The following is a 22,144-nucleotide window of genomic DNA, read 5'->3' on the forward strand; positions in this document are numbered from 1 at the left end:
TGACTTAATAATTATTACAAATTTTTAATTTGCTGTTTTATATTTTGTCTAAACATCTAAAAAGTGCTGTAAATTTAAAAACTTTTTTTTCTATAAATTATGGAAAACCGTAATAATTCAGTAGGGAAATTAAATAAATTAGCAAAGCTTATTCAAGACTTTAAATTAAGTATATAAAATTTAATAATTTTACTTTTTTACATTTCAACTTAACTAACCATGTACATATCTCAGATTAAAATTACCAATTTCAGGAATTTTGAAAATACTACAGTCGATTTTAATGACGGCATCAATGTAGTAATAGGTCATAACAATGCCGGAAAATCAAATTTGGTTTCCGCTCTTTCCTTAGTTATGGATAATTCAAAGTCAAAACGTCTTAATATTGACGACTTTTACAAACTTATTCCGACCGCACATTTATTGACTTCTCCTCCAAAAGTAAGCATTGAAATAACAATCAAAAAAGGATCTTATGAAACGGAGGATGACTTAGTAACCGTTTCAACTTGGCTAACCAGATTAGAGGAAGATTACGAAGCAAAATTAACATATGAATTCTTTCTTCCCGAAAAGCATGTCGAGAATTACCAAACCTTAGTTAGGGAAATTCCTGAGAATGAAAACCAAAATAAAAATATTTGGAATACGATTAAGCATGATTTCCTAAGACTTTATGTAGTAAAGATTTGGGGAGGAAATGTTGTCAATCAATCCACAGCAGACGTAGACTCATTACAAAAATTTGATTTTCAATTTTTAGATGCTATAAGGGACGTCGAGAGAGATATGCTGACGGGGCGAAATACTTTGCTGCGAGATGTTTTTGATTTTTTCATGGATTATGATATCAAAATCCATCCAACAAAAACAGCACCTGAGAAACATATGGATATTAAAGAAAGAAAAATTGAGTTTTCTGAAAAAGCTGAAGAATTAGTAGGTTTGTTACACAGGAGAATTGCATCAGGAAAGGAAGAAATATTATCTTATGCAAAAGATACGGGAGCGTCATTTAACAATGCTGTTCCAGATTTTGAAGGAGTAATATCAGAGACAGAGTTGTATAGTGTTCTAAAGTTAATTGTAGAATATGAGACAGGAATAAAAATTCCTGCAACACGCAATGGTCTTGGTTACAACAATTTAATTTACATGTCTCTTCTTTTAGCAAAAATGCAGGTCAATAATGACGTTAATTATTTGGATAGCAATGCAAAAATATTTTCAATGCTGGCTATCGAAGAGCCAGAAGCTCATCTACATCCGGCAATGCAATTCAAGTTTTTAAAATTTCTCGATGAAAATAAAACTAAAAGAAAAGTAAGACAAATCTTTGTCACAACACATTCAACACATATAACATCCGCCGTTGGGCTAGATGAAATTATTTGCCTGCACAATAATGAAGGAGAAACTATTGTGGCATATCCCGGAAAAACATTTGTTAATGCGGAAGGTCAACCTTTAGATCATAGCAAGAAGTATGTTGAGAGATTTTTGGATGCAAGTAAGTCAGATATGCTTTTTAGTCAAAAGGTACTATTTGTTGAAGGACTTGCCGAACAAATCCTTGCGACGGTATTCGCAGGTTACGAAGATAAATCTTTAGAAGACCATCATGTAAGTGTCATTAATGTTGGAGGAAGATATTTTAAACATTTTCTTTATTTATTCGATTCTGAAAAAGATTTCTCAATATCAAAACCTGTCGTATGTATGACTGACAAGGATCCTGAAAGAAAAAACAGAACAGTAGAAAGATCAAATTTTCAGAAGTGTTATCCATTTGAATATAATAGTGAAGCTGAAACCTTCGATTACCAGCAAAATTCTTTTAGCAACGAATATCAGCGGGAGACTCACCCGAACATTACAGTATATTCTCAAGATTCGGAGTTAGGAAAAACATTGGAATATGAAATAGCATTTTCAAATCCATCATTAAAACTAATTCTAACGGATTCTATGAAAAATAGAAATGAGCTAGAACGTCTAATGGATTTGTACGATCACGAAGATTCAACACTTGAAAATTTCTTTGAAATCCTACGTGAAAGTGATGAGAATGAGAGAATAATTTCCGGCATTACTCTCAACACCTCGCTTGATTTAGATGGTAAGAAAAGATCGATAATTGCAGCAAGATATCTTAATTCCATTGGTAAAGGCGAAAATGCTTTAGAATTGGCAGTTGTGCTAAAGGATAATTTATTAAAAAAAGGTACTGAAGAATATGTAGAGTTCAATGTTCCTCAATATATTAAAGATGCAATAGAAAAGTTATGCCAGTAGAAATATCATCAGATTCCTTAATAGAGATTAATAAACATTTTAAAGTTAAGGCTGGACCTGGTGCTGGTAAAACGCACTGGCTGGTTGAGCACATTAAAAATGTTACAAGAAATTCCACACTAATTTCCGGCGCAAAGAAGATTCTTTGCATTACATATACCAATATTGCAGCTGAAACAGTTTTAACAAGGCTTGGAAGCTCGGCAACTCAGGTTGAAGTATTGACAATTCACAGTTTCTTTTATTCCCATATAATTAAACCTTATCTATCATTCATTGCTGAAGAATATGATTTTGATGTCAGCTCGCTAGATGGTCATACAGATATTATAGTTTCTGATTACTCATTTTTGCAGGAGTGGAAGGCATTAACCGGTCAAAAAAGAATTACCGATGATAATTTAATTACTTACGCCTTTGAAAGACTCAGATGGTTACTAGTAGACGATGAATTGATTGTCAGAACAGATTATCCTTTCAGATTTGGGGGTTATCCTATTAAAAACAGCTCATATTTTGATTACAAAAAAATGACTTGGCAAAGGGGTATACTTCATCATGATGATGTATTGTTTTTTGCCTATCAGATTATCAAAAAGTTTCCTTTTGTTATTAAAATAATCAATAAGAAGTTCCCTTACGTATTTATTGATGAATTTCAGGATAGCAACCCTATACAGGTAAACATAATCGAAAAGTTATCAACTGGTTCTACAATTGGAATCATCGGTGATGTAGCGCAATCCATATATGCATTTCAAGGTGCAACACCTGCACTTTTCGATGGGTTTACATTACCTGAAATGGAGCATTATTTTTTAAAATTTAATCGCAGAAGCACTAATGAAATCATTGATTTCCTAAATATTATCAGGCAAGATCTTCCTCAAGATTATCATAGAACGGTTTCTATATCAAAACCAGTACTTTACGTGGGTGATATGGTCGAAGCTCTGAGAAGAGCTAAAACCTCTTGTCCTGATGGGTATGTATATACATTATCTAGAAATAATATCACTTCCAATGCTATGAAATCAGAAATAAACGGCTCTGGAATGGACGATAAGCTTTTACGGAAAATCAAGTTAGAAGACTCGACTAAAAAAAGGGCTGATCTAATAACAGCGTGTATTACTGCTGTTGCTCTCGGGCAACAATCTAAATTTAAAGAAGCCATAAAAGTTTTAGAAAACGTAATAAATTATAGACGTAATAGGTTAGAAGGAAAAAAGAAAGCTTTACATTACTTAACGATCTTAATGGCAAAATTCAATGACTATAAAGATCTTTCTATGCTTGAATTCTCAGAATTTATCAGACTGAATATTAACGATAGTATTCCAAAAGCAACAAAAGGAAAAGGAAAGATTTTTTATGAAAACAACACATTCCAAAGCGTCTACTTGTGTGTAAATATATCTGAAGATTTAAGCTATCACAGAACAGTCCATAAGGCAAAAGGAGATGAATTTGATAACGTTCTATTAATTTTAAAAGAAGAAAAAGATTTAAAATTTATGTATGAACCAGATTTATACAATTATACGCAGGAAGAACATAGAATTTATTATGTTGGAGCAAGTCGTGCTAAAGATCAACTTTTTATTTCAGTTCCAACACTTGATGTTAATGTTGAAGACATCATAAAAGATATGGTAAATATTCAAAGATTTTAATCGATATTCTAAAAGATGCGATTTTTTTTAACATTTAGCATATAATTCATATTTATTCGAAGAGCTAAGCTAGCCCAATGACATTAAAATCAGTAGGCAAATTAAGGCAATAATATACCAAAGTTAGATATATAAAATACTACTTGTTTTTAAAATTATACTATCCATAGAGAAATAAAATTGTTCTTTTTAGTGTAAAAATAAATCTGGTACATTAAAATATATAGTAACCGTAATTTAAAGATATTCTTGTCAGTTTCATTATTTGGTCTGAAGCATATATTTCGTATAAAAACCTAACTTAAATGTTTTTAAATTAGGTGTTAATTACGTCACATTTATGAAAACAGCTTACTTATACGTCAGAGTAAGTACTGACGAACAAAAAAGAAAAGGTTACTCCCTACCGGAGCAGGAAGACAGATTATTGAAATATTGTAAATACAACAATATCGAAGTTAAAGGAATTTATCGTGAAGACTATTCTGCTAAAAATTTCAATCGTCCAGAGTGGAAAGAATTATTCTCCGAAATTAAAAAGAAGTCATCAGAAGATAAAAATATATTATTTGTTAAATGGGATCGATTTAGTCGCAATGTCGAATATGCTTACGAAATGATTGGAAAGCTTCGGAAGTATAAGACAACCGCAATGGCTATCGATCAACCTATTGATTTCTCCGTGCCTGAAAGTACTGTTATGTTGGCTGTATATTTAGCCGTTCCAGAGGCAGAAAATACTCGAAGAGCTCAAAATACTTCTAATGGTATTCGTCGAGCTAAGTTAATGGGTAGATATCCAAATAAAGCTCCCATAGGATTTATCAACGTAACTTTAATTGATGGTAAAAAAGCTATTGTACCTAAAGAACCGGAAGCTGAAATTATAAAATGGGCTTTCAGTCAAGCTGTTCAAAATCATCACAAAATATCTGAAATCAGTAAAATAGCTAATGAGAAAGGATTGATATGCTCACGATCATACTTTTTCCGGATTTTGCGCAATCCAATTTATTGTGGAATCATATCAGTTAAACTTAATTCTAATGAAAGACAGATGATAAAGGGATTACATGAACCATTAATATCTGAGGCATTATTTGATCAAGTTCAATCTGTCATTAATACAAAAAGAAAAATGACAGCTAAAAGAGATGATTTAAAAGAAATGTTTTTTCTTCGAGGCTTTTTGACTTGTCCTGTTTGTGGTCGAAAACTTACCGGAAGTTTTTCAAAAGGTAAGCAGAATAGATATCCCTATTACCATTGCGACAATCGTTGCAAAATTAGAATTGGTGCAGTTTTACTTAATGACAGTTATCAAAATAAACTTCAAGAATTAATACTAGCAGATAACACGATGGAGTTGTTTAAGAATATTTTGGAAAATCAGAATATAAAGACTCAGAAAGCGAATTATTTGTATGCTCAACAATTAGTAGACAGAAAGATAAAAGAGGAAAAATTAACGCTTTCTCGAGGAAGGAAATTATTTATAGCAGGAATATTAAAGATCGATGATTATAATGAATTAAAACAAGAAAGTCAAATCAACACAAAAAATCTGAAGAAAGAAGAGCGTGACATTACTCTTAATTTAAGAGTAATCGATAAAATGAATCAAATGGAAAATAAGACATTTCGTGAGATTTTCCAAAAATTTGTCGAGTTTGATACTTCAGATAAAAAGCATCTTGTGAATCTTATTCCTCCTATTGATATTGATTATAAAACTGGAGACCTTTCATTAGAATTTAAGCCAGCATTTTCAAAAATATTGTCAAAAAAAAGTAATCGAAAAAACAATAGGAAAAATGAATTTCATTGATAGAACTGTTTCAGTAGAACAAGCGATTATTATTCTGGCCAAGAATGGTGTTCAGGTAAATGAGAAAGAAGCTAAGGATATATTAGAATTGCTATATTTAGTAGCAAAAACCTACAATAATTCAAAAGAGAAAAAAAGCTCTAACCTTAAGGAGAATTCGAAATCTTAATGATTGTAGATTACAAGCCTATTGTGGCACTTTCAGACTGTTTATTTCAAACAGACTAAGTATTTTACGTTTAAAACATCGAACACAAAAGGTCAAATTTTAAAAATTTGATAACTAAGCATTTACGGATAAAAAAAGGAGATAACTAATAAATAGTTGTCTCCTTAAGTGACTCAGCGGTTGATTTTCCGAACACTTTTGTAGAAGATTTGAATAAACTTGCTAAACTCTCATCATTAATCATCTCTTAAAATATTATCTACGAAATACAATTCCATTTCTGGTTATTACATATCAGATTGAAATATAAAGAATTATTAGATGAAAGTTTTAGTTCATTATAATACTTGTTTGCAAATACATTAATTAGCAATTTTATAAATTTATAATTACCTAAAAGAAGATACCAACTTAAAAAAATAATAGATAAAAAGTTCCGATTTAATACTCAATAAAAATCGGCAATAATTGTTAAAAAAAAGAGTTACATAGAAAAATCTTTAAATAAAAGTATTTAAAGGTTTTTCTATGTAAATGGTAGTTGATGTTTTATTTACTCCATTTTAAGTTTTGTGCATACTTTGTATGTGGTCCAATTTCATGTGGAAAAGATTTCGAACCCCTCTCATCACCTAGTGTTTGAATAACTTCATCCGTAACCCAGATGTAATTTTCAGATGTTTTATTCTTTAAATCTTTAAGTAATGGCATTTGGTCATCATTAATTACTAAATCAAAAACTTCATAAATAAAAAGACCTTTACCTCCCATATCCAAATCAATTATAGGTGATTGACTTTTTTTCTTAAATCTATAGTCGATGTATCTAAAAGGCCGCCAGTTTAAAATTTCTGTTGCAATTAATTCTTCACAAAATTCTCTCCAAGGCGAACAGACATCATCTCCCCAGTTCTGACTTTTAACAACACTGATGAGCTTTGCTTCAATCTGTAAAGCGTTATCATACTCGGCAGTTACACCATTTGTTCGCAGGTATAGCTCACAGCGTGGAATACCATTTCCCCTATCAGGATGAGGCATAAAATCCTTCAGAATTTTTACAATACCATCATTGGGCATCAATCCTAATTTGCAGTGATCAGATAGGATAAATTCTGTCATCCCCGGAACATTAATATGAGGCTTCCTTCGAAATAAGGCAGTATAGAATTCTGTGCTTCTTTTTTGATCATGTACATATAGTATGATTTTGATTCCGACGATTTGCATCATATTTAAAGTTTTAATGGAGACATTACACACAATAAACAAAATCCTGTATCAGCTTCCTGTAGGATAACGAGCAGTATGATTTATGACACAAAAATAGAAAAAAAAATCAAAATAAGACAAAAATGTCTTATTTATAATATCTTTGCTGAAGAAATAATAAACATCTAAAAAAAGACAATCAATGGATGCAAATTTATCTTCCGCTCACAAAATTCTAGTATTAAATACACTGGCTTTTACCATTTGTTTTGCTTGCTGGACATTGAACGGAGTTCTCGTAACTTATCTCGTAGATAATAATATTTTCAATTGGTCAGTCGTCGAAACTGGCTGGCTGCTCGGAATTCCCATTCTTACGGGCTCCATTATGAGATTACCCATGGGAATTTTAACTGATAAATACGGTGGAAAACCTCTATTTTCAACCCTACTACTTCTTTGCAGTGTTCCATTGTTCCTACTCTATTTTGCAGATTCCTATTGGATCTACTTTCTGCTAAGTGCCTTATTCGGAATGATTGGGACAGGTTTTGCCGTAGGAATTGCCTTTACATCAGCTTGGTATCCAAAAGAATGGCAGGGACGTGCCTTGGGAATATTTGGGATGGGAAATTCAGGCGCTGCCTTAACCACATTTTTTGCCCCCACTCTACTTAATTATCTATCTGCCGAAGACCCAGAGAATGGATGGAGAATGCTTCCCATACTCTATGGAATTACATTGGTCATCATAGGATGCATCTTTCTACTCTTTGTGAAAAATAAGAAAGTTACCGCACAAAACAAGTCTACAAAACAACTTCTCGAACCTCTCTCGAACATGAGAGTCTGGCGATTTGGTCTTTATTATTTTTTAGTATTCGGCTTATTTGTCGCTTTCTCTCAGTGGTTGATGCCTTACTATGTGAGTGTCTACAAAACCTCATTGGTTTTAGGAGGACTTTTGGCATCAGCCTTCAGCTTACCCAGTGGCGTTATCCGCGCTTTTGGCGGTTATCTTTCAGATAAATTCGGTGCTAGAAAAGTGATGTACTGGGTCTTATACTCTTCACTGATTTTAAGCGGACTTCTGATGCTTCCGAAAATGGAGATTCTAACTCCCGGAAAAGGCATCACAGCAAAAAAAACAGGAATCGTAAAAAGTTTTGGAAATGAAAAGATCATTCTTGATAATGCCGAATTTGCTATTAGTGCAAAACCAGAGATTCCCCAACAAACTTCAGTATTACCCGAATCCTTTTCATGGCAGGAAATTTTAGTAAAACAAAACGAGCGCGTACAGAAAAAGCAGCTTTTGGCACAAGGTGTCACATTGATCAAATTTGAAGCACACATCTGGGTTTTCTCAATCTTGGTGATTCTCATCGGCATTATGTGGGGAATCGGTAAAGCAGCAGTTTATAAACATATCCCTGAATATTTTCCGAATGAAGTCGGTGTTGTCGGCGGAATGGTTGGATTAATTGGTGGTCTAGGCGGATTTATTGGTCCTATCCTTTTTGGATATTTATTAGATTTTTCAGGGTTATGGACCAGTTCATGGATTTTCGTATTTCTCATTTCCGCTATCTCATTGTTCTGGATGAATCAGGTTATTAAAAAAATGACAAACAATGCTGCACCGCATCTTAAAGACAGAATTGAGCACGTCAACAACAACAAAGATTAAAATAAACTAAAAGAATAAATTACTACAATATGAACGAGTCAAATTGGTTAACGGACTACGATCCGTCAAATGAAGAATTTTGGAAACGCAGTGGGAAAAAGATAGCTTGGAAAACTTTGGCCATCACCACAGCTGCACTTACTTTCTCTTTCGCAACCTGGTTTCTTTACAGTGTTATCGTTATCAAACTTCCGCACATCGGTTTTCAATTCACAGATGACCAGCTCTTCTGGATGGCCGCTATGCCCGGACTGGCGGGTGGTATTCTAAGAATCGTCAATACATTTCTAATTCCCATATACGGAACAAGAAAAGTTATTTCAATCAGTTCACTGATCAAAATAATTCCTCTTTTAATGTTAGGATTTGCTGTGATGAATCCCCAAACATCATTCACTTATTTTATGCTGATAGGATTCTTATTAGGGATTGGAGGTGGAGATTTTTCATCCTTCATGCCGTCTACTTCATTATTTTTCCCTAAAAAGGAGGTAGGAACAGCACTCGGAATCCAGGCAGGTGTCGGTAATTTTGGGGTAAGTCTGGTACAGCTACTCTCTCCTTTGATTATGAGTCTTACACTGTTCTCATTTTTAGGCGGCGGTGAAATCATCGTGGAAACCGGAAAAACGATCTACCTGGAAAATACTGCATTTATCTATGTGATTCCTTTATTGATCGTTGGAATTTGGGCTTGGTTTTCATTAAAAAGTATTCCCGTAAAAGCTTCTTTCAAAGAGCAGCTGGATATTTTCAAAGACCGTCACACCTTGTATTGTACGATGACCTACATAATGACCTTCGGAATTTTTGCAGGATTTTCTGCGGCCTTCCCCCTGATGATAAAAAATCTTTACACGCCTTTGGATAAAAGCATTGACCCTTTGCAGTTCGCTTTCTACGGTCCCCTTATCGGTTCAGCATCCAGAGTTATTTTTGGAAAAGTTGCGGACAAGATCGGTGGAGCATATCTGACCCATTTTACAGGAATATCATTGATAATTTTAATTTCCAGATTGATTCTTGGCGGTTACCTGACCCCAACTTCACCGGATCAATTTCAGGGATTTCTTCTCATAGTATTAGCCATATTTTTCTTCACAGGTATAGGTAATGCAGCGACTTTCAAACAGTTTCCAGTTATTTTTTCAGAATCACCGAGAAAAGCAGCAGGTGTTATCGGCTGGACAGCAGCAGTGGCTGCATTTGGTCCTTTCGTATTTAATATTTTGATCACACAATCCAGAGCATTGACTGGAGATTCCAGATTATTCTTTTGGTTTTTGGTGGTAGGATGTGTTTGTGCAACCGCCGTCAACTGGCATTTCTATACAAAAAAAGGATGTGAAAGACCTTGCTAGTATTTCCTTTAAGCTCGTTTATTAATTTAAAAAATTGTAATGCAAAAGAAAATAACTTCAGTTTTACTGTTGATATCTATCGCTCTGAATGCGGGATTGATCTATCAATTTTTTTACAAGGGTGAAAAGGTAATTGCTGAAAAAGAGGGAAGATATGAAATCAAAATGGCAAAAGAAAACCGGGAGTTTGTTATGGCAGAAATGAGAGGTTTTCTGGAAAGCGTCCAAAAGATCAACGAAGGAATTGCTAAAAATGATCCTGAAATCATTGCAAAAGTCGGACAACAATCCGGAACCTGCAAAGTGGATGCGGTGCCACAAGGTCTTGTAAAATCTTTACCGTTTGAATTTAAACAAATGGGCTTTCAAACTCACGAACTTTTTGATGTGATGGCAAAAATGGCAAAAAAGAAATACGACCGCCAACTAACTCAGGAAAAGCTCAATCAATTGCTCAACAACTGTGTTGCTTGTCATAAAACCTATAAAATAACCACCGAATAATAAGAAGATGTATAAAACTAAAATCGCCATCAGCTTTCTGGTCTTTGCTTTTGGAATCACAAATGCACAAGTCGACAGCCTGAAAATGAACATTGACCTCAGAACAAGAGCCGAACTGGATAACGGAGCAAGAACGCTAATCCCAAAAGGAAAATCAGCAGAAACGACGGTTGTATCAAGAGCTCGTTTCGGAATTAATTATTACTATAAAAATCTGGAAGTTTACATTTCTGCACAAGACGTAAGAACTTGGGGTGAATCCTCTTCTACTGCAAGTAAAAATCAGAATTTTATTCTGAATGAGGCTTGGGCCAATTATCAATTTTCAGAACGATTTGCCTTAAAATTGGGACGGCAAATTCTTTCTTACGACAACGAACGATTAATTGGGGCATTGGATTGGGCAATGCAGGGACGAAGTTTTGATGCTTTAAAAGGTATTTTCAAATTAACTCCGAGTTCAAAATTAGAAACCGTTATTACTTACAATAATGACGACAATGACGCGAATGACCTTCCCGACAAAGAAGTTTATAATATTACAGAAGCCGGAGAAATCACAAAATCTCTACAAATCATCCATTACCAATACACAGGAAAAAACAAGTTACAGTTCTCCGCAATCGCTTTGAACCAGGTTTTACAAAACCCGTCTGGTACACATTACGATATGTTGACCGTAGGAATTAACTCAAAAAAATATTTTGAAAATTTCGGTTTTTTTGGTTCTGCTTATTATCAAACCGGAAAAATACAGCCGCTCAAAGTAAATCTGCTTATCAATTTTCTGTAAATTCAGACTTCATCATCATACCGAAATTTAACGTGGTTTTGGGAACAGAATGGCTTTCCGGAAGAAGTTTTGATACGGAAGCCGGCAAGAATAGATCTTTCAGTCCTCTGTACGGAACTAATCATCTTTATAATGGTTTTATGGATTATTTTTATTTCGGGACAAATCATTTCAACAGTTTTGGCTTGAACGATTATTATCTGAAATCTACTTATAAATTTAACTCAAATTCTAATCTTCAAGCCGATTTTCACGCATTTACATCCAATGGAAAATTGGGCTTAAATAATTTGGGAGAAAAATATTCCAATTATTTAGGAACCGAATTAGATTTGGTTTTCACGCAAAAAGTTGGGAAAGTCATCACAGCTAATCTAGGACATTCGTTTATGTTTTCAGGAGAAAGTATGAAGTTTCTTAAAAATGTTCCGGAACCAAAAAACTTACAAACCTGGACTTGGATCGGTTTGAAGATTGCACCGAATTTCAGGCTGAAATAACCTTTATTACATTCCTTTCTTTCAACAAAAAATCGACCAAAAGTTTTGGTGGATTTTTTTGTTATCTAGTGTATCGATTTAAGATCCGTATATAAATTTACCATCACATTCTTAACATCGAAATTATATGCGGAATTAAAATAATGTTAAACATGCTGAAGATTCGTTCAATTGATTTAAAACTTTACTCACATCTAACAAACAGGAAAATCATAGATAAAGATTTTGTATTTTTACATTCTATTCTGTTCAGAGTAATAAATCCGAGGGTCTAGATTAAATTATTAATTAAAATCAATGTTGATATTTTCCAATACTTGTCAATACGCAATTAAAGCCTGTATAGTTCTTGCAACCGAGAGGAAAAAGATAGGAATTATTGATATTTCAGAACAAATAGGAACGCCCACTTATTTTACTTCAAAAATTTTGCAGCAGCTGACCAAAAAACAATTGATTTCTTCAGGAAAAGGAAAAGGGGGCGGTTTTTTTCTGACTGATGAACAATTTGAAAACCTGACAATCAAAGATATTTATGAAAATTTCGAGGGAAAAGAAGTTCTTACTTCCTGCCTCTTAGGACTTAAACAGTGTAATGGAGATAACCCTTGCCCTATCCACCATCTTGCGGTTGCTGTAAAAGAAAAGGTACTGATTATGTTCAAGTACAAAATCAAAGATTTAAAAGATCTTGGAAGCGTGATGCAGATGATGGGTGTGCCAAGTGATTTATGAATTCAGTTATTATAATTGAGGAATTTTGATTTGATTCAATTTCAGTTTGAAAGATTTTAAGTCAGAAAAAATAGAATCTAATTTTGGTTTGAAATAATTGGTTTCGGCAAAAAGTTCTTCGTAATAAGCAATTCCTTTCAGCAAATTTCCTTTGAAAATCTCCCACTTTTTCACCTGAGATTTGGTGATTTCTTCAGAGAATTCCAGAATTTCATTCTTAAAATAATCGACATATAGTTTCAATTCATTGATGAATAAATGAGGACGTCGATCATCTGATAAAACATTCTCATAACCATAAATATGACGAACCATTTTCGAAAGTGAAACCTCTTTATCAAAAAAACTAAGATTCGGTCCCGGACAAATAACAACAACTTGCTTCTCCCCTTTTACCAGGATATCTAACTCCAAATATGCAGAATTTGCAAGTCCAACACAAAGACAAGATTTTTCTGTAATGTTTTGCTTCTGTTTCTCGTATTGTTTATCAGTCAATTTTAACCTGTTAGTTTTCAATTCACTCAGTTTTATATCCTGATATTTTTTGGAAGCCGTACAAGTTCCTTTAGGTGTAAATTCTTTGCTGAGCGCCAAAAATTTCTTTGGACAAGAACTCCCAAATTTTTGATTTGAAATATTCATATCCTTGATTTCATCATTGCTCGTGCCTCTGATTGTGTTAAACGGAACTCCCAATGGCGACATATTGCTCAGGTAATAATCTTCTTCTTTTGCATTTATCAAAAGGTTCCTGGTCTCCTGATCCACAGAAGTTGCCTCTGGAACCAGCAAAAATGGCGAACCCCAACCCACACTGTCCGCATTATATGTGGTCAAAAGAAACTCGTGTTCTTCAGAAGTTCCAACACCACCTTGCACAGAAATTCCGGTTTCCAAAGGTTCGGAAGTTGTCATTTTCCCTTTCTGCTCCAAGGCTGATTTCCAGAGAGCAAAAGCCGAAGCTTGAAGCTCGTTTTTCTTTTGTTTGAATTCTTCCATAATTGGCCCCATAAGAAGTCCGTCGGTTGCGAAGGCGTGTCCACCGCAGTTTAGTCCAGATTCAATTCTGTATTCTGAAACCCAAAGTCCTTTTTTCGCAAGAAAATTCCCCTGAATCATCGCAGAGCGAAAATCGCTGACTTTAAGAATGATTTTCTTTTTCAATTCGCCATTTTCATTAGGAAAAAAATCTTCAAACTCTTCCAGATAACTATACAATCTTGGATTCATTCCGGCAGAAAAAATGACGGATGACGACAATTTGCTATTGGCAAAACCTCGCAAAGAAGAGTGTGCATCATTATAAATAGTCGAAAGCTGAACATTTTTCACAAAATTATCCTTGTCTACTTTCGTCATAATATTCACATCTATTTCACCTGGATTTAAATGATTATCAACGAAATTTTTGATGCTTTCCGCCAGATTATCTTTTTTGTTGAGGATATTTTGCAAACCATCTCTCAAGCCAGAAGTACTTGGCAACATTCCGATAAACTGTTTGAGACTTTCTGTATTTTTTGAAATTTCATGTTTGAAATCTTTAAATTTTTTGGTCACAATTTCATCCATCATATCCAGATAAGCCGTGATTCTCTCCGCTCTGTGGTCTTCAGATTTAATTGAAATTTCTTTAAAATCGAAATTGAATTTTTTACTGTAAAAATCTCGCATTCTCTCAACAATTTCGTCATCTATAATTGAAACTACAGATGAAATCCCAAATTGAGCAACACGGATTGGACTATCGATTGTGTAAGCGAGTCCCATCACAGGAATATAAAAGTTGTGTGCAGGTTTTTTGTTCATTATTTATAAATTGAATTAATTGTTTGAGTTCCGAGATTTCATAGTAGTTACAAGAGAAAATAACCGTGCTGAAAGTCCTAACAAATTTAAGATTTTCAGAGGTTGTTATGTCAAGAATAGCAACATTTTTTAAGCACGAAAAAAAGGATTTATATCATACTAATTTCACCATCAAAACCATCGATAATTCAATAAAAATAATATGAGAAAATTGACGATAACATCAATGAGAATCAAAAGATTATGAAATTACCAAAAAGTTAGTCTACTTTTAAAGATTTGATAAAAGAACCGATTGAAATCATAATGATAACTGAGGCAAATAGCAACCAATATTTTGCACTCAAAAACGGAATATAAAAGATGGAAAAAATAGCTGCGAATGACAAGATGATTTCATTTAAAACAATACCGAAAACCATTAATAAAATACCACAATTCACTGTTTTATCAAATTTAAAATAGTCCAAATCTACTATTTTCCATATTAGAAAAAGACTAATTCCCAATAGTAAAACCAAATGCAAATACGCAATGACAATATTGATGCTGTTGAATGCATAAATGCCTAAAGACGGGATAGCAGAAGCAATTTGCAAGATAAACTTCATTAAAAAAGAAAATCCGACAACTGCCAATAATAATTTTTGAATGAAATGATTTTCTGAGAATTTCGATCGATTTTTCCAAACAAAACTCCAAAGTTTCCACGCTCCTAAAAGTTGAATGAGTGAAACTATGGTAAAAAATCCATACAACAAATCAGGAATTTCTGTCCATAAAATTGAAAGTCCGTAACCGAAAAAACAACCGATGAATAAAAGGAAAAATATAGTTTTATTCAAGTTTTCTGAGATTTGAATGCCGTACTTTTTTAATGAAATCATAAGCAAACCGACACACGAAAACAGAAAAAATCCATTGTACTGATAATGCAGATAAAAATAAGTTGAGGCTCTAAAAAGCACTTCAAATTCATCTTTTCGGGAAGAAAAATAAGCCAACCCAAAAATTCCAATTGCAGAAATTGTGGTAAAAAAAGCACCTGATTTTAACCAGATTATTTCAGGATTTCTATTTGATTTTGTATCAATTAATAAAAATATAAAATACGCAAATCCCGTAAACAAAGCAATTGACGCAAATATGATTGACAACCAAAAATAGCCTCCATAAAGAAAAGTGAACAACATTCCATACGAACCGATTTGGTTAGCAATCATTAAAAATTGGTATTTTTTGAAGTTTATTTTTTCGGAAATTTCACTCAAATATTTCGTAACAAAAAGATAAATACTTGCTGAAACCCAGCCATAAAAAGCAAAATGCGAGTGCGCTTCCTGCGTAAATTTGTGCGTTAATCCTGGTAAAGAAAAAGCCATATTGTACCTCATCATCACGCCGACAACCGACACAACAAAGAAATTGAAAACGCAAAGTTTTAACCAAATACTAAAATTCTTCATTAATTACTCAGGGATATAAATAATTTCTCCATTTTCCAATTCGTAAGCGATAATGTCCCAATTTTTGTCAGCTTGAACATCGGTAACGGTTACAATTTCATTTTTTGAAAATGAAAAATAAACCCAATTGGTATAAGATCTGGCATCTAAAACCTGATGCGTTTTGATTTCTCCTGCTGATGCAATGTCTTCTTCTCTATCATCACTACTGTTACAAGAACTAAAAATGAATAAGCCCAATACAAGAGCTACAAGTGATTTTACTTTCATAAGTATAAATTTTTTTACAAAGAAATAGTTTTTATTATACTGAATAAAAATAAAGATGTGATAGAAATCAAAAATAAGACATTTTTGTCTTATTTTAATTTTTAACAATTAATTTTGTTAAAATCCTTGGGTTTTTAATGGAATCTAAAGCTGAAAATTATGATTTTAATTAAATGATATTCAAATTGTATGTTGAAAAACTTTCAAATTCCTCTTCACTATGACTGATGACAAATAATGTGGAATTATTGTTTTTATTAAACTCCAATAATTCATTTAACATCACTTTTCGCATCGCAATATCTACTGCAGAAAATGGTTCATCGAGCAAAACAATTTCAGCATTTTGGGCTAAAGTTCTTGCCAATGCAACCCTTTGCTGTTGTCCGCCAGAAAGTTTAGAAGGCGATGTATTCTCGAAGGTTTTGAGGGCAAAATTTTCTAATAATTCATCAACGATATTTTCGTCTTTTTCCGTTTGTGCGAAAGCGATATTTTGTTTCACATTCATATTTGGGAACAAGGCGTAATTCTGAAACATCAGTGAAATATTTCGTTTTTGAGGTGGTAGAAATATTTTATTGGCAGTATCCAGCAAGATTTTATCATTTAATTTAATGAAACCAAAATCCGGATCAATCAATCCCGAAAGTATTTTGAAAAAAGTGGTTTTTCCAATCCCGGAATCGCCTGAAACGTGCACAAAACTTCCTTCTGAAATCCGCTCATTCACCTCAAGAAATTTATTTCCTGACGAAGTAAAAATTTGATGTCTTATCTGAATTTCAATCATCGGAATGTGGTAAAATTAGTTTTTCGGTTAATGCTGTAAATCAACAATAAAATAAGAAAGGAAAGGATGAAAAGCACGAATGCATAACGGTTAGCAGCCTCAAAATTGAGCGCCTGAACCTGGTCGTAAATCGCAACTGAAGCGATCCTGGTTTCTTTGGGAATATTTCCGCCAACCATAATCACGATGCCAAATTCGCCGATACAGTGGGCAAAAGTGAGCGCAATTCCAGTGATAACAGATTTTTTTATATTTGGAATAAGGACTTTGAACAAAGTAACTATTTTCGATTTTCCCATTGTGTAGGAAGCTTGTCGCAAATCATCATTCAAAGCCGAAAACCCGTTCTGCAATGGCTGAATCATAAACGGAAGATTGGCAATGATACTTGCAATCACAATTCCCTGGAACGAAAAAGCGAGCCGAACATCACAATATTTTTGAAGAAAATTCCCGAAAGCATTTTCCGGACTGAAGGCGACCAAAAGATAATATCCCATCACTGTTGGTGGCAAAACCATCGGCATTGAAATTAAAGTTTCTGCAATGAATTTCAGTTTAAACCGAGAATAGGAAAGCCAATACGCAACCGGAATTCCAATGAGAATGAGGATTACCGTGGTAATTAGCGCTAATTTCCCAGTGAGGAGCAAGGTGTAAATGAAGTCTTGGTCAAGCATTTATTTTGAAATTTTGGTTTAATAACCGTAACGTTTCCAAATTTCATTTGCTTTTTCCGAATTGATGAAATCAAAAAAATCTTGAGATTCAGTTTGGCTTTTGCCTTTCAAAACGATTCCGCTTTGGGCAATCGGCGCGCATTCTTTTTCAGATAATTCATAGAAATTTCCTCGCCTCATCATTTCTTTATTTTTAGCATTGGAAAGTGCGATGAAACCTACATCTGCGTTTCCTGTCGACGCAAATTGTGCGACTTGACTGATGTTTTCTGCCCAAACGATTTTGTTTTCAATTTTGGAATATAATCCTGATTTTTTTAAAGCTTCGACTGTATTTTTTCCATATGGAGCGAGCTCAGGATTTGCGATGGCAATTTTATTTATTTCAGGATTTTGCAACAAATCCAAACCTTTAGAAACGTCCTTTTTGAAGCTCCACAAAACGACCTTTCCATAAGCGTAAATTTTAGGATTTCCATAATTTTTCCCAGCACTTTTTAATTTTTCCGGAAATTGAGTATCGGCAGATAAAAACAAATCGAAAGGTGCACCATTTAAGATCTGCTGAACCAGCAAACCAGAAGAACCAAAAGTAATTTCTACTTTTTTATCAGGATTTTCTTTGATGTAAATTTGTTTTAAATCTTCTAAAACGTCCCTAAGATTAGCTGCCGCCGCAACGGAAATGAAAGAATTTTGAGTGGATTTTTCAGATGAATTTGGTTCTTTTTTTTTACAATTCAACATCATAACTGACATTAAAATTGTACAGACTAACAGTTTCAAATATATCCAATTGCTCATAAATTATGCGAAAAGAAAGATTCAAAATAAGACTTTCTTATCCTTTTCAAAGGTATGATTATCGATTGAAAATCCAAAAACAAATGATCGAAAAATGAAGATTTAAACTTGTCTTTCTAAAGTCTTGCATTTTTCTTTGTCACCAGATTTTACGACTGAAACATCAATATATTTTACTTTTCCTTGGCTTGCTTCTTCGAACTGTTTTGCTTTTTTGTCGGCATATTCGTAGGTGTATCCAATTCCCATTACCACTTTGTGCCCGTTGCACTCTCCCATTGCCAGATAAAGATATTCTCCTAAAGTATGATTCATTTCAGTTAAAGTTTTTAATTTAATATCAAAGTTTTTAATTTAATATCAAAGTTATTTTTTTGATTTGTTGTTGAGCAATTGTTCCAGATAGTCTTTCAAAACCAAAGGATGACAATGTTTTTCATCCCTTGCTGCATAAACCAGCGTTATTTTTTCCTGTTGCCCATTTTTTTCCAGGAAAGGTTTTCCGGGATTTTGCTCCAAAAGTTCTTCTTTATATTTCCGGGAAAACTCTTCCCAAAGCAAAGGATCGTGATGAAACCACTCCCGAAGCGCTGTTGATGGTGCAAGATCTTTGTCCCATTCATCCAAAGCGGCTTTTTCTTTTGAGATTCCTCTTGGCCAAATCCGATCTACCAAAACACGGTAACCATCTTCGGGAGAAGCATCTTCGTACACTCTTTTTAATACGATTTCCATTGATTTATTTTTTAAAATTGATAATCATTTCCAAAATTCATCCTCATAATCATCATCTTCTTTGTGATGATGTTGGTTTAATTCTAAACCTATTGTATCCATCTGTTCATCGGAAAGATGTTCTTCAAGATAAGGAAAAACACTTCTTTCCTCAAAACGGATATATTTGTATAAAGCATCAGCAAAATCTGATAGCAACTGTTGGTTATTTGATTGATTGATACTTCCAATTAAACAGCTAATTTCGCGATGTTCTTTCTCCATTTGGTTCTGTAAACCCTCGTTCGACAATTCTGGAAGCACATCATCTTCAGTCTTGAAATGGTTATGAAGATTCTTTTCCCAATAATAATTAATGTAATTCTTGATGCGTTCGTAAGAAACCTCTTTTTTGATGCCCTGGCGGATTTTCCAGCAACAAAGCAAACCAAAATGATGGGTCTCGGGATAAGGGTACGAGATTTTCGTTTCTTTTCATAGGATTGAATTTTTATTGATATTTTATCTTTAAAATTAATGAAAAAGAACCGCCAAAATAAGATGACGGTTCCTGCTTTTAATCATATTTTATCTTTTCTCTTTAAGCGACCAGCCGGTTTTCAGTCCGATAATGAAAATTACCAACAGCATCTCTCCTAGCGCCAGTAAAATGTCACCGGGAACACGTAGCCAACGTAAAGTATGCATCATATCGGTCTGCATAAATTCTGCGGAACGAGCGTACCAATATCCTTCTTTAATAGAGGCTACGGATTGCATAATTCCTATCGGCAACAAACTGATGGTTACCATTACTAACAATCCGATATTTGTTAGCCAAAATGCCCAGCCGATGAGTTTATCATTCCATTCTCTGTCAGGATATAATCCTCTCAACATAAACATCATCAAACCAATTCCCAAGATTCCATACACTCCGAACAGTGCGGCGTGGCCGTGAACTGCGGTTGTATTGAGTCCTTGAATATAGTACAATGCAATCGGTGGATTGATGGCAAACCCGAAAATACCTGCACCAAGGAAATTCCAAAAACACATGGCGATGAAACAGTAGATTGGCCATTTGTATGCTTTGATCCATTTGGTAGATTTACTGATCTGATAATTTTGATAAGCTTCAAACCCAATTAAAACCAAAGGAACAATTTCAAGTGCGCTGAATGTAGCTCCCAAAGCCAAAACTGCTGTTGGCGTCGCACTGAAATACAAGTGGTGGAACGTTCCCAAAATACCTCCCGCTAGGAAAATAATGGTTGAAAATAATACAGCATGAGTTGCTGCCTTTAATCTTAATAATCCCAATCTTGTAAATAAAAAGGCTGCTACAACGGTTGCAAAAACTTCGAAGAATCCTTCTACCCAAAGGTGAACCACCCACCATCTCCAGTATTCTGCAATGGCCATATGGGTTTGTCTTCCGTACATCAATCCGGCTCCATAGAATAGGGCAATTGCTACTGCGGAAAGTGTGAACAATAATAGTAAATGTCTGTCACCATCTTTCTTTTTCAATGCGGGTAAAAGTGCTCTTACCATAAGAATTAACCAAAGAATTAATCCTACTAACAATAAGATCTGCCAAATTCTACCCAGTTCTACATATTCGTAACCGGAATGTCCCCAAAGGAAATTATCTACATAACCTAATTTCTGCATCACGCCAAGCCATTGTCCCGCCAAAGAACCGAAAACCACAATCAGCAACGCTCCGAACAATACATTGACACCTAAAACCTGATATTTCGGTTCGTAACCCGAAACGGCAGGAGCAATATATAAACCAGTAGCGAGCCAGGAAGTTGCAATCCAGAAAATCGCCAACTGAACGTGCCAGCTTCTGGAAATGGATTGCGGAAGAACCTCATCCAACGGAATACCGTAAAAAGCACTGCCTTCTACTCCGTAATGGGCAGTAATAACGCCTGCAAGCATCTGAACCAAAATCAGTAATGCCACTACCCAAATATATTTCAGCGTTGCTCTCATAGAAGGTGTTGGTTTCATATTTCTGAGCGGATCTTCCAAAGGCAGCATCTCGCTTGAATTGATTTCTTCCTCCTTGTTTCGGGCGTGGTAAAATACCAGCAGACCTACACAACCCAGCAACATCAGCACACTGAAACCGGACCAAAGGTGTAACGATGGCGGTGGTACATTGCCAATCAGTTCATCGTGTGGCCAGTTGTTGGTGTACGTTACATCGTCACCAGGACGATCCGTGATGCAAACCCAGGCTGCCCAAGAGAAAAAGGCATTCATTTTTGCCATTCTTTCCGGAGTTTTTACCGTATTTTTCGGGATGGCGTACTGATCTCTCAGTTTTGCCATTTCCGGAGCATTCATAAATATTTTAGCGTAATAATCTGCCAGTTCTGCCTGTACTTTTGCTCTTTCAGGAGAAATCACAATTGTATTGGTGGCTTCGTCTAAGGTATTTTTACGAAGTTCTTTTTTCAGTAATACCTGATATTTTGCCTGCTCGTCATCCGGTAAATCTTTATAGACTTTCCCCTCTTTTTTAGCCAGTTCTTCCAGAAGAAGCAAAGATTCACGATGGAGATAATCGGCACTCCAATCGGGTGCAATATAGGCTCCGTGTCCCCAAATACTACCGACAGTCTGCCCGCCGATAGATTGCCAAACATTCTGACCGTCTTTGATGTCTTGTCCGGTAGCTATCACTTTACCATCGGTGGTCACCACATTATCGGGAACGGGCGGAATTTTCCTGTAAATCTCCACGCCGAAGAAAATGAGGACAGCAAAGGAACCAATAATAACGGCTGCAAGCCACGTCCATAACTTTTTAGGTGTCATA

The 22,144-nt window shown here is 34.6% G+C and carries 21 protein-coding genes; 10 read left to right on the forward strand and 11 right to left on the reverse strand.

The features are described from left to right. Positions 1 to 219: 219 nt before the first annotated feature. The 4 genes from EL165_RS05980 (at position 220) to EL165_RS05995 (ending at position 5,971) form a co-directional block, all read left to right on the forward strand. Complete coding sequence (locus EL165_RS05980; RefSeq protein ID WP_002978684.1) at positions 220 to 2,298, forward strand: ATP-dependent nuclease; 2,079 nt, start codon at positions 220 to 222, stop codon at positions 2,296 to 2,298. Continuing rightward, the gene (locus EL165_RS05985; protein WP_002978683.1) at positions 2,289 to 3,974 is read left to right on the forward strand and encodes a UvrD-helicase domain-containing protein; all 1,686 of its coding nucleotides are present in this window, start codon (positions 2,289 to 2,291) and stop codon (positions 3,972 to 3,974) included. Before EL165_RS05980 ends, EL165_RS05985 begins: the two co-directional genes overlap by 10 nt. Positions 3,975 to 4,314: 340 nt before the next feature. Next, positions 4,315 to 5,802: a recombinase family protein gene (locus EL165_RS05990; protein ID WP_002978682.1), complete on the forward strand. Its 1,488-nt coding sequence runs from the start codon at positions 4,315 to 4,317 to the stop codon at positions 5,800 to 5,802. Further along, the gene (locus EL165_RS05995; protein WP_002978681.1) at positions 5,789 to 5,971 is read left to right on the forward strand and encodes a hypothetical protein; all 183 of its coding nucleotides are present in this window, start codon (positions 5,789 to 5,791) and stop codon (positions 5,969 to 5,971) included. Before EL165_RS05990 ends, EL165_RS05995 begins: the two co-directional genes overlap by 14 nt. Positions 5,972 to 6,520: 549 nt before the next feature. On the opposite strand, the gene EL165_RS26215 is transcribed toward EL165_RS05995, so the two are convergent. Beyond that, on the reverse strand, positions 6,521 to 7,204 hold the full coding sequence (locus tag EL165_RS26215; protein ID WP_002978680.1) for an SMODS-associated NUDIX domain-containing protein: 684 nt from the start codon (positions 7,202 to 7,204) through the stop codon (positions 6,521 to 6,523). 181 nt (positions 7,205 to 7,385) lie between these two features. Between EL165_RS26215 and EL165_RS06010 the strand changes: the two genes are divergently transcribed. The 6 genes from EL165_RS06010 (at position 7,386) to EL165_RS06035 (ending at position 12,766) form a co-directional block, all read left to right on the forward strand. Continuing rightward, positions 7,386 to 8,873 (forward strand): MFS transporter, encoded by a 1,488-nt coding sequence (locus tag EL165_RS06010; RefSeq protein WP_002978679.1) that lies wholly within the window; start codon positions 7,386 to 7,388, stop codon positions 8,871 to 8,873. Positions 8,874 to 8,902: 29 nt separating this feature from the next. Then, entirely contained in the window at positions 8,903 to 10,234 is a 1,332-nt protein-coding gene (locus EL165_RS06015; protein WP_002978678.1) for an MFS transporter, read from the forward strand. A gap of 39 nt (positions 10,235 to 10,273) precedes the next feature. Beyond that, positions 10,274 to 10,738, forward strand: a complete 465-nt coding sequence (locus EL165_RS06020; RefSeq protein WP_002978677.1) for a hypothetical protein — start codon at positions 10,274 to 10,276, stop codon at positions 10,736 to 10,738. A gap of 7 nt (positions 10,739 to 10,745) precedes the next feature. After that, on the forward strand, positions 10,746 to 11,531 hold the full coding sequence (locus tag EL165_RS06025) for an alginate export family protein (protein WP_126358592.1): 786 nt from the start codon (positions 10,746 to 10,748) through the stop codon (positions 11,529 to 11,531). A 38-nt stretch (positions 11,532 to 11,569) separates the two neighbouring features. Then, complete coding sequence (locus EL165_RS06030) at positions 11,570 to 12,031, forward strand: hypothetical protein (protein WP_126358593.1); 462 nt, start codon at positions 11,570 to 11,572, stop codon at positions 12,029 to 12,031. Between the two features lie 297 nt (positions 12,032 to 12,328). After that, a complete protein-coding gene (locus EL165_RS06035) occupies positions 12,329 to 12,766 on the forward strand; it encodes an RrF2 family transcriptional regulator (RefSeq protein WP_002978675.1) in 438 nt (145 codons plus the stop codon). Between the two features lie 9 nt (positions 12,767 to 12,775). On the opposite strand, the gene EL165_RS06040 is transcribed toward EL165_RS06035, so the two are convergent. The 10 genes from EL165_RS06040 to EL165_RS06085 form a co-directional block, all read right to left on the reverse strand. After that, complete coding sequence (locus EL165_RS06040) at positions 12,776 to 14,578, reverse strand: hypothetical protein (RefSeq protein WP_002978674.1); 1,803 nt, start codon at positions 14,576 to 14,578, stop codon at positions 12,776 to 12,778. A gap of 260 nt (positions 14,579 to 14,838) precedes the next feature. Beyond that, complete coding sequence (locus tag EL165_RS06045) at positions 14,839 to 15,960, reverse strand: hypothetical protein (RefSeq protein WP_041461449.1); 1,122 nt, start codon at positions 15,958 to 15,960, stop codon at positions 14,839 to 14,841. Between the two features lie 87 nt (positions 15,961 to 16,047). Further along, positions 16,048 to 16,314: a hypothetical protein gene (locus tag EL165_RS06050; protein WP_047096971.1), complete on the reverse strand. Its 267-nt coding sequence runs from the start codon at positions 16,312 to 16,314 to the stop codon at positions 16,048 to 16,050. 169 nt (positions 16,315 to 16,483) lie between these two features. Next, the gene (locus EL165_RS06055; protein WP_002978671.1) at positions 16,484 to 17,107 is read right to left on the reverse strand and encodes an ATP-binding cassette domain-containing protein; all 624 of its coding nucleotides are present in this window, start codon (positions 17,105 to 17,107) and stop codon (positions 16,484 to 16,486) included. Beyond that, the gene (modB, locus tag EL165_RS06060) at positions 17,104 to 17,787 is read right to left on the reverse strand and encodes a molybdate ABC transporter permease subunit (protein WP_002978670.1); all 684 of its coding nucleotides are present in this window, start codon (positions 17,785 to 17,787) and stop codon (positions 17,104 to 17,106) included. Before modB ends, EL165_RS06055 begins: the two co-directional genes overlap by 4 nt. Positions 17,788 to 17,805: 18 nt before the next feature. Further along, complete coding sequence (gene modA / locus EL165_RS06065; RefSeq protein ID WP_123899438.1) at positions 17,806 to 18,573, reverse strand: molybdate ABC transporter substrate-binding protein; 768 nt, start codon at positions 18,571 to 18,573, stop codon at positions 17,806 to 17,808. A gap of 120 nt (positions 18,574 to 18,693) precedes the next feature. Continuing rightward, positions 18,694 to 18,906 carry a hypothetical protein gene (locus EL165_RS06070; protein WP_002978668.1) on the reverse strand — a complete coding sequence of 71 codons (213 nt, stop codon included), beginning with the start codon at positions 18,904 to 18,906 and terminating at the stop codon, positions 18,694 to 18,696. Positions 18,907 to 18,957: 51 nt separating this feature from the next. Next, the gene (locus EL165_RS06075; RefSeq protein WP_002978667.1) at positions 18,958 to 19,326 is read right to left on the reverse strand and encodes a DUF488 domain-containing protein; all 369 of its coding nucleotides are present in this window, start codon (positions 19,324 to 19,326) and stop codon (positions 18,958 to 18,960) included. A gap of 24 nt (positions 19,327 to 19,350) precedes the next feature. Continuing rightward, entirely contained in the window at positions 19,351 to 19,752 is a 402-nt protein-coding gene (locus EL165_RS06080) for a hemerythrin domain-containing protein (RefSeq protein WP_164720327.1), read from the reverse strand. A 141-nt stretch (positions 19,753 to 19,893) separates the two neighbouring features. After that, positions 19,894 to 22,143 carry a nitric-oxide reductase large subunit gene (locus EL165_RS06085; RefSeq protein WP_002978665.1) on the reverse strand — a complete coding sequence of 750 codons (2,250 nt, stop codon included), beginning with the start codon at positions 22,141 to 22,143 and terminating at the stop codon, positions 19,894 to 19,896. Between the last annotated feature and the right edge of the window lies 1 nt (position 22,144).

Source organism: Chryseobacterium gleum, assembly GCF_900636535.1.
GTDB lineage: Bacteria > Bacteroidota > Bacteroidia > Flavobacteriales > Weeksellaceae > Chryseobacterium > Chryseobacterium gleum.